This is a genomic window from Dyadobacter soli (assembly GCF_900101885.1).
GTDB classification, from domain to species: Bacteria; Bacteroidota; Bacteroidia; order Cytophagales; family Spirosomataceae; genus Dyadobacter; species Dyadobacter soli.
In genome coordinates this window covers 196,869-203,235 of record NZ_FNAN01000019.1, presented here as the reverse complement: position 1 = coordinate 203,235, position 6,367 = coordinate 196,869, and the positions used below count along the sequence as shown (strand labels likewise).

General features: G+C 50.9%; 6 protein-coding genes and 1 tRNA gene. 1 reads left to right on the top strand and 6 read right to left on the bottom strand.

Going from position 1 to position 6,367, the window contains the following annotated elements:
* The 6 genes from BLQ88_RS37700 to BLQ88_RS28230 form a co-directional block, all read right to left on the bottom strand.
* A partial coding sequence (locus tag BLQ88_RS37700; protein WP_445447083.1) for an ISAon1 family transposase N-terminal region protein occupies window positions 1-181 on the bottom strand: 181 nt, incomplete at its 3' end.
* Between the two features lie 221 nt (window positions 182-402).
* Window positions 403-474 (bottom strand) — tRNA-Arg (locus BLQ88_RS28250).
* 100 nt (window positions 475-574) lie between these two features.
* Window positions 575-1,246 (bottom strand): NUDIX hydrolase, encoded by a 672-nt coding sequence (locus BLQ88_RS28245; protein ID WP_090156365.1) that lies wholly within the window; start codon window positions 1,244-1,246, stop codon window positions 575-577.
* A gap of 19 nt (window positions 1,247-1,265) precedes the next feature.
* Window positions 1,266-1,946, bottom strand: coding sequence for a hypothetical protein (locus BLQ88_RS28240; RefSeq protein WP_090156364.1), 681 nt, complete (start codon window positions 1,944-1,946; stop codon window positions 1,266-1,268).
* 130 nt (window positions 1,947-2,076) lie between these two features.
* Window positions 2,077-4,083 (bottom strand): 1,4-alpha-glucan branching protein GlgB, encoded by a 2,007-nt coding sequence (glgB, locus tag BLQ88_RS28235; RefSeq protein WP_090156363.1) that lies wholly within the window; start codon window positions 4,081-4,083, stop codon window positions 2,077-2,079.
* A gap of 127 nt (window positions 4,084-4,210) precedes the next feature.
* Entirely contained in the window at window positions 4,211-5,419 is a 1,209-nt protein-coding gene (locus BLQ88_RS28230) for a dipeptidase (RefSeq protein WP_090156377.1), read from the bottom strand.
* Window positions 5,420-5,536: 117 nt separating this feature from the next.
* On the opposite strand from BLQ88_RS28230, the gene budA reads away from it, so the two are divergent.
* The gene (gene budA / locus BLQ88_RS28225; protein ID WP_090156362.1) at window positions 5,537-6,355 is read left to right on the top strand and encodes an acetolactate decarboxylase; all 819 of its coding nucleotides are present in this window, start codon (window positions 5,537-5,539) and stop codon (window positions 6,353-6,355) included.
* Window positions 6,356-6,367: the final 12 nt, after the last annotated feature.

Sequence of the window (6,367 nt, the reverse complement as noted above, 5' to 3'; positions counted from 1 at the left end):
GCCATCTGCGGCGTTTGATGTGAAGGAAGACCTTATGGCCCCGAATTGGAAAATCCTGAACAGTAATCATCGGAAAGAATCCTTTGGAGAGCAAATTCTTCCTCTCCGGGTCATTCTCATCCGCATTCTTCTCATCTATATGCACGTGAAATACTCCATCCTGACGGTCGATGGATGTCAATTCAAAATTTTCAAGGATAAACTCTGGTAATAGAAACTGGATAATAGGCAAGAAACTTTCCAAAACGAACTAGGTTGATTAAAAACACAAACCTAGAAAATCCTATGCGCTCCACAAGTTTTTGATTTGATCCGGGATCGATCTTATCTATCAGATAACCAGCAATTTAAGAACACAAAAAAAAGGGACAAGTGCGTTCAAAAACGACTTATCCCTTAGGGTGCTCCCGAAGGGATTCGAACCCCTATCGATGGTACCGGAAACCATTATTCTATCCATTGAACTACGGGAGCATTCGTTGGCTTTGGGCCGGTAACGGGGTGCAAATATAGCTCGTATTTTGAATTTCGAGCAAATCACTCCCCATTTGTTTTCAAATTTCTCCTCCGAAAATCATAACTTTTTCAGCAACTCCCAGTCACCCACGCTTTTCAGGTAAAGATAATCCAGCAATATCCCGTTTACATTCGTGATCAGTTTGTGGCCTTCTTCAAAGGGTACCACGAAGGTTTTGATGTATTCGTGGTCGGACAACAGGCCCTGCACGGTGTCGTGGTAGGATTGGATGGCCTCGGAGGTGAGTTCCAGCTCGCAGTAGAACATGTACATGGCTTCGTCGCTGGTGCCGGTGGATGGGTAGAACGGCGCGCTGTTGACGCTGATCAGCTGGGATTTTTCGACGGCAATGCCGGTTTCTTCGAAAACTTCGCGCGCGGCCACGGAAGCGGCGTCGCTCTCGCTGTCGAGCATGCCTGCCGGGTGTTCGTAGGTCATGGAACCGTCGCAAATCCTGCGTTGCTGCACGAGGAGCAGGTATTTCTCCCGTGACACGACATCGATGAAGCAGACGAGCACGCTTACCACTTCGCCTTTCAGGAAGCAGATCGGCGGTATTTTATTGCCTTCCGGCGTGGTAGCGTCGGTGTAGAGGAGCGAAAACAGCACTTCGCCGTGACCATTGTGGCGGGTGTAAAGTTCGTCTACCCGGTGGATGTCCAGCCCGTTTGCGGTCAGCCTGTTTTTCCAGAGGTTATATTTATGCGAATCGGTCAGATTCTCTGCCATAAGTCGGTGTGTAGATTACTTAGTTGTATAGTGGGAACGACAGTGCCACGTAAGGCACGCCGAAGGTAGCCGAGTAGCGGGTCTGCCCGTTGATGAGTTTTTCCGGCGACGCGTAGGTCACGCGCCCGTGCACATAAGCCACTTTCACACCAATCCGGTCGGTGACCCAGAAGCGGACGTATGCTTCGGATTGGCCATTTTGTTTGTCCATTAAAAGAGGTAATGCGTTCAATGTTGCCGGGCCGCTTTTCAAATAGGCGTTATAATGCTCACCACCTTTGTCGTACAAGCCGTCGGCGGCGTATAATGCCTGGCGTTTCAGGCCGAATGCGAGGCCTACCAGGTCGGTATTGGCCCCGATATCGAATCTCCATACCCTGAAATTGGCGCCCAGCAGGAAGCTTATGCCATTGGAAGACACTTTACCGAATTTGAGCGTATCGGCATTAAGGGCGCTGGATTTCGGCAGCATATCGGTACGGCCGGCATAATAGCCCCAGCCGCGCACGCCCCAGCCGATGCGGAACCACGGGAAGTTACTCAGACTCAATTCCTGGTGATAGGTAACGGAAGGTACCCAAACCTTGTCCTGGTAGCCCAGGCCGAGATCGATGCCGGATGTAACGCGCGACAAATCCTGGGAAAAAGCTTTTATTGAAGTTAAAAAAACAAAAAGTACTATGAATCGAATGCTTTTCATTTGATCGTGATGTTTGGATCGCAAAGGTAAAAAAATAAGGCAGAGACCCCAGCCTCTGCCTCAAGATCATCTTCGAATTAAGTAAACGGTAGACACAGATCCGATACATTCTCGTTGCCTTCCCTGTAACTTATTTACGCTTAGGGGCAACTTTTCTAAGAACGACCGCACCCAGCGGGGGCAGGTCCAGGATCAGCGAATGTGCCTTCCCGTGCCACTGGTGACTTTCCGCAGTAACCGGGTCGTAATTGATGATTCCGCTGCCGCCGAATGATTCCGCATCCGAATTGAATATCTCCTGCCAGCTTCCTTCCGAAATCACACCCACGCGGTAGCTTTTCCGGGGAATAGGCGTAAGGTTCAGCGCAATAATAACGTTACGGGCCGGGTCGGTCCCTTTGCGGGCGTAAACGAGCACGGAATTCTCGCGGTCCTGGGTATCGATCCACTCGAAGCCGTCGTGCGAGAAAGAGTAGTCAAACAATGCCGGTTCTTCCTTGTACAGCTTGTTGAGGGCGATCACGCATTCGCGGATGCCTTTGTGCGGCGCATGTTCCAGTAAATGCCAGTCGAGGCTCTGCTGGAAGTTCCATTCCGAGGTCTGCCCGAATTCGCCACCCATAAACATCAGCTTCGTACCCGGGTGTGTGAACATGTACGTGAACATCAGCCGCAGGTTTGCGAACTTCTGCCATTCGTCCCCCGGCATTTTGTTAATGAGTGACTTCTTGCCGTAAACCACCTCGTCGTGCGAGAAAGGCAGCATGAAGTTCTCGGAGAATGCATATACCAAACTGAAAGTCAGCTGGTCCTGATGCCACTTTCTGAATGCGGGGTCTTTTTCAAAATACTTCAATGTATCGTTCATCCAGCCCATCATCCACTTCATACCAAAGCCTAATCCACCCACAAAAACCGGGCGCGACACGCCGGGGAATGCAGTCGACTCCTCCGCGATGGTTTGAACATCCGGGAATTCGGTATAAACGGCCACATTCATTTCCCTCAGCAAGGAAATCGCTTCCAGGTTCTCGCGGCCGCCAAATTCGTTCGGTATCCATTCGCCGTGCTTGCGGGAGTAATCGAGGTAAAGCATCGAGGCCACCGCGTCCACACGCAGGCCGTCGGTATGGTAGCGGTCGAGCCAGAAAATGGCATTGCTGATCAGGAACGATCTTACTTCGTTTCTACCATAATTGAAAATATAGCTCTTCCAGTCGGGATGATAGCCTTTGCGCGGATCTTCGTGCTCGTAAAGCGCAGTACCGTCGAAACGGAAAAGACCGTGCGCATCACCCGGGAAATGCGAAGGAACCCAGTCCATATACACGCCGATACCAGCCTGGTGTAGCTGGTCGATGAGGTACATCAGCTCCTGCGGCGTACCCATGCGTGATGAGCACGAGAAGTAGCCGGTGATCTGGTATCCCCACGATGGCGCGTACGGGTGCTCCATGATCGGCATCAGTTCCACGTGCGTGAAGCCCATTTCCTTCACATAAGGCACCAGGCTTTCTGCAATTTCCTTATAGGTAAGATGTCTTTCGGGATTGGACGGATCGCGCTGCCACGAGCCCAGATGCACTTCATACACCGAAATCGGCGCATTCAGCTTATTTTTCTCCTTGCGTACTTTCAGCCACTCGGCGTCATTCCATTCGTACCAGGTATCCCAAACAATGGAAGCCGTGCGCGGCGCTACCTCGCACCATAGCGCAAAAGGGTCCGATTTTTCGAGGTGCTGCCCGTTCTGGGAAATAATGTAGTATTTGTAAACCTCTCCTACCCCCACATTCGGGACCCAGCCTTCCCAGATCCCCGAACTATCCCAGCGCGGCGCCAGCGAGTGACTACCGTGGCTCCAACCATTAAAATTCCCGATCACCGACAAGTAAGTCGCATTGGGCGCCCAAACCGCGAAATACGTACCTACTACCCCATTGACCTCCATCACGTGCGAGCCCAGCTTCTCGTAAAGCTTGTAATGCTTGCCCTGACGGAACAAATGTATGTCGAAGTCTGTAAAACGGCTAACGGTTTCCACCGCATTCACCGGCTGGGCCGCCACAGGGGTACCTGCATCCTCGGCAGGATCAATGGTTGCGTTTGTTTTGTTCTTTCCGGTTGACTTAGCCATTTGTAATTCTTCAATTAATGTGTAATCTGTTCGAGGACGTAAGATTTACAATTTTATTAAACTATTTATCAAAATGTATATATTTTTTGTCCCCTCTGTACCGTCCCAGGCGCCACTTGAAAGCAATTTAGAGCTTGCCTGCGCCCTTTTCCGCCTGATCCAGAACGCGCATAATGTTGCCTCCCCATATTTTTTCGATATCCTTCGCGGAATAGCCTCTTTTGACCAGTTCCTCGGTGATAGCGCCGATCTGGCTCACGTCCTGCAAACCCACTACCTCGCCGCCTCCATCCATATCCATGCCAATGCCAACGTGGTCCACGCTCGTGAGTTTGATCACATGCTCGATATGGTCCACCGCGTCCTGCACCGTGGGTTTGTCGGATTTGTATTTCTCATCGACAGCTTTCATTTCATCGCGCAAAGCCTTCTTATCCGCTTCCGAAAGGTCGGTCTGGCGAATTTTGAGGCGTAATGCTTTCAGCGACATTTCATGCGGCTGGGACGGCCTTTTTACAAAACCGGGCACAAAATTGATCTGGATTACACCACCGTTTTTAGCCAGTGTTCTGATCATATCGTCGGTCATGTTCCGCGGCACATCCGCCAACGCGCGACAGGAAGAATGCGAAGCGATTACAGGCGCTTTCGTCAATCTGATCACATCATAAAAAGTGGAGTCCGAAACGTGCGAAATGTCCACCATAATGCCCAAACGGTTCATTTCCTTAACCACTTCTTCTCCAAACTGGCTCAAACCATTGTGTTCGGGACCATCGCCGTCGGTCGAAGAATCGCAAATATCGTTGTTCAATGAATGCGAAAGGGTAATGTAGCGCAGGCCGAGGTCGTAGAAGAATTTCAGGTTGGCCAGGTCCTTCCCGATCGGCCAGCCGTTTTCCATACCGATAAAAACGGCACGTTTGCCTTCCTTTTGAAGCCGGTAGGCATCTTTGGAAGTTGTAGCTAGGCCGGCCGTCTGCGGATTGGCTTTTACCGCTTCATTAATTTTATTAAAAATCGCCAGCGCATTTTTCTTCGCTTCTGCATTACCCGCTTCGGTGCGCTTGCCCTGGCCCAGGTACACGGCGAAAAACATCCCGTCCATGCCGCCCTTCTTCATGCGCGGGAAGTCGATCTGTGAGCCATCCTTTATAAAATCATACTCCACCGCCACATCGAAGCCCTCTTTCATCATATTAATAGGAACGTCGGCGTGGGTGTCGATGGTCAGGGCGGCGGCGTGGATTTGCCGGGCCTTGTCGGACATCGCTGGTGGCGCGAGTTGTGCGTGTGTAAGCGCGGGAACGAGCAACAGGAGTAAAAACCTTTTCATTTCGGGAACAAATTGGTGTTGGGTAAAGGTAATGCCTTTGAATAGAATGTCACCGCCCGCATTGCAAAGATTCGCCCGTATGCCGTCTTTTGTAGCCATTAAAAACCCTTTCCGCGCATGATTCGCCTTTCCGCAGTCCCAAAAAGCATATTTACCTGCCTCCTCGCAGCCGTTTTGACGACCTTTTTCACCGATACACAGGCTCAGTCAGCTAGAAACAGGCAGCCGTCCGAACACGATTTTATGTACCAGTACTCGATCATCGATGCGCTCATGGCCGGCGTCTTCGACGGCGATCTAACCATCGGTCAGCTGAAAAAGAAGGGCGATTTCGGCGTGGGCACATTCAACAGGGTCGATGGCGAGCTGCTGATCGACAAGGGGCATGTTTACAAAATAGCCTGGGACGGCTCCGTAAAGGAAGTCCCGGACTCCGACAGCACTTCCGCCGCATTTGTCAAATACTTCAAAGCCGATACGGTCATCCATTTGAATGGCCCCGGGCTTACTTATGAAAAAGTCCAGGAACAAATCACGCATTTGCTGAACCCTAACGGCATTTACGCATTGCGGATTTCCGCCACTTTCCCCACCATGACCACCCGCGCCGAGAAACCGGCCGGCAAACCCTATACCTCGCTTCCCGAGCATTTGAAACATAATCAGGTGGTGTTTGAATTAAAAAATACAACAGGCATTTGTGCCGGCTTCCTGCTGCCTCCCTACCTCGCACGTACCAATGTGCCGGGATTCCATTTGCATTATCTGGCGGACGATCACAAATCGGGCGGTCATATCTTCAACTTCACCGCCGACGCAGTGACCATTGAAGTAGACAAAGCCAAAGGTTTCACAATCGAAAACAACACCCATGCCGATTTTGGCAAAGTAAACCTCCAACCCGACCGCGGCGCCGAACTGAAAAAGATTGAATAGCCTTTATATTTG

What these genes read in the sequence shown, in the direction of transcription:
- BLQ88_RS28245 (WP_090156365.1), bottom strand. Translation starts at nt 1,246, where the DNA reads ATGGCAGAGAATCTGACCGATTCGCATAAATATAACCTCTGGAAAAAC.
- BLQ88_RS28240 (WP_090156364.1), bottom strand. Translation starts at nt 1,946, where the DNA reads ATGAAAAGCATTCGATTCATAGTACTTTTTGTTTTTTTAACTTCAATA.
- glgB (WP_090156363.1), bottom strand. Translation starts at nt 4,083, where the DNA reads ATGGCTAAGTCAACCGGAAAGAACAAAACAAACGCAACCATTGATCCT.
- BLQ88_RS28230 (WP_090156377.1), bottom strand. Translation starts at nt 5,419, where the DNA reads ATGAAAAGGTTTTTACTCCTGTTGCTCGTTCCCGCGCTTACACACGCA.
- budA (WP_090156362.1), top strand. Translation starts at nt 5,537, where the DNA reads ATGATTCGCCTTTCCGCAGTCCCAAAAAGCATATTTACCTGCCTCCTC.